General features: G+C 48.6%; 2 protein-coding genes. Both read left to right on the top strand.

Features of this window, described 5'->3' with window-relative positions:
• A partial coding sequence (locus A3750_RS14325; protein ID WP_156498597.1) for a helix-hairpin-helix domain-containing protein occupies positions 1–1,256 on the top strand: 1,256 nt, incomplete at its 5' end.
• Positions 1,257–1,324: 68 nt separating this feature from the next.
• Positions 1,325–2,404: glutamate--cysteine ligase (gene gshA, locus A3750_RS14320; RefSeq protein ID WP_068548393.1), on the top strand; the 1,080-nt coding region annotated here is incomplete at its 3' end.

The raw sequence follows: 2,404 nt of genomic DNA, 5'->3' as shown, positions 1-2,404 counted from the left end.
TTTACCCTCATGCGCCAAAAAATCAGTGGGATATGTCGATTGAAGTTATCGCAAAACTTGCCCGTAAGCATCATGCTGAACTGTTGAGCATTGGCAATGGCACAGCCTCCCGCGAGACCGAAAAACTCTGCGCTGACTTATGTAAGCGCTACCCTGAACTCCCGCTATCTCGAATTGTGGTGAGCGAAGCCGGTGCTTCGATTTATTCTGCCTCAGAGACCGCCGCCAACGAATTCCCCGATCTCGATGTGAGTATTCGGGGCGCGGTGTCTATTGCGCGACGCTTGCAGGACCCTCTAGCAGAATTGGTAAAGATCGAGCCGAAAGCCATTGGCGTTGGCCAATATCAACACGATGTTAGCCAATTTAGACTCGGTAAAAGTCTCGATGCCGTGATTGAAGACTGTGTAAATGCCGTTGGTGTCGATCTCAATACGGCATCAGCGCCATTACTTGCACGCGTATCCGGTGTGGCCGCAAACACAGCAAGCAATATCGTTGCATTTCGCGATGCCAACGGCGCATTCAAATCCAGAAAAGAGCTCAAAAATGTACCAAGGCTTGGCGACAAGGCTTTTGAGCAATGCGCCGGTTTCTTGCGTGTAAACGGTGGCGCAGACCCTCTGGATGCATCCGCTGTTCATCCTGAGTCTTATGGCTTGGTTGAACGCATCGCAAAATCACAAAGCGCCTCCGTCTCCGATTTAATCGGGCAAGCCAACAACCTCAAGCAAGTGCGCGTCGAGGATTTTGTCGATACGCGTTTTGGTCACCATACCGTAGAAGATGTACTAAACGAGCTGGCAAAGCCCGGTCGTGACCCGCGTCCGGAGTTTAAATTTGCCAGTTTCAAGGATGGGGTTGAAGAAATCAGCGACCTTGAAGAAGGCATGATTCTGGAAGGAAGCATTACCAACGTCACGCACTTTGGAGCCTTTGTTGATATTGGCGTGCATCAGGATGGACTTGTGCATATATCCTGTTTGGCCGATAAGTTCGTCAAAGATCCGCGTGAAGTTGTCAAAACAGGAGACATCGTCAAGGTAAAAGTGCTTGAAGCGGATGTAAAGCGAAAGCGTATTGCATTAACGATGCGCCTGAGTGATTCGGTCTCAGAACAGGCAAAACAAGACAGACAGGATAGAGGCGGGATTAAAACGGATAGAGCCAATAAATTGCCAAAACAAAAAGGCGCTAAGCAGGCTCCGGTCAACAATGCTTTTGCCTCTGCATTTGCCAAAGCAAAAAAGAAATAGCCCTGTTCGCCCCGATTGATTCATCGTAGTATGTTTACGCGCTGGAAGTGCTTTAAAAGGACAAGAAAATGACAATATCAACTTCGTCGCATGGTCATGGATATCAGGCACTCCTTAGCTATCTAAACGACTCAAACACGAGACTCATTTCGAGAGGACTCGAAAAAGAGGGCCTGCGTGTCACGCCCGACTTTTCGATCACCCAATCAGACCACCCTGACGCGCTGGGCCACCCTCTTACACATAGCTCAATCACTACGGATTACTCGGAAGCCTTACTTGAGCTCATCACCTCCGTGCAAACAACGCGTCAGGGCTTGATTTCAGAGCTTGAGGCAACCCACAAGTTTGTACTTAACAACATCGGCGATGAAAGCCTTTGGGCGGGCAGCATGCCTTGCCGACTCGATGGCAATGACAGCATTCGTATCGCCGAATATGGCGATTCCAACATTGGCCAACTGAAGCATGTTTATCGCAAAGGGCTTGATGTTCGATACGGGCGTATCATGCAGAGCATCGCAGGACTACACTTCAACTTTTCATTGTCTGACGAGTTTTGGAACACGCTCAAAGATGCAGAGAAAAGTCCTGCGACGCTGCAAGAGTTTAAATCTCAGAAGTACTTTGCGTTAACACGAAACTTTCGCCGCTACAGTTGGTTATTGATGTATCTGTTTGGCGCATCGCCGGCGCTCGACCAAAGCTTTTTAGAGGGACGCAAACACGATTTAGAACGCTTTGACGAAAAAGGCACCCTTTATCGCCCATTCGCGACATCGCTGAGAATGAGCGATCTCGGCTATAGCAATAACGCGCAAAGCTCGTTGAATATATGTTTCAACACGCTTGAAAACTTTACCAATACGCTAACGAACGCAATTCATACATCTTATCCGCGATACGAGGAAATTGGATTACACGACAGCGAGGGCTACACGCAGCTGAACACAAACGTGCTTCAAATCGAGAACGAGTACTACAGCTCTATTCGACCAAAGCGAACCACCCTGTCCGGAGAGAAACCGACTGCAGCATTAAATGAACGTGGCGTGGAATATGTCGAAGTACGCTGCCTTGATCTCAATCCTTATTTACCTCTTGGTATTGATGAGACGCAAATCGCTTTCGTTGACGCCTTCCTGCTC

This window comes from Oleiphilus sp. HI0079 (assembly GCF_001635105.1).
The sequence above is the reverse complement of the archived record's forward strand: the minus strand, read 5'-3'. Positions and strand labels throughout refer to the sequence as shown.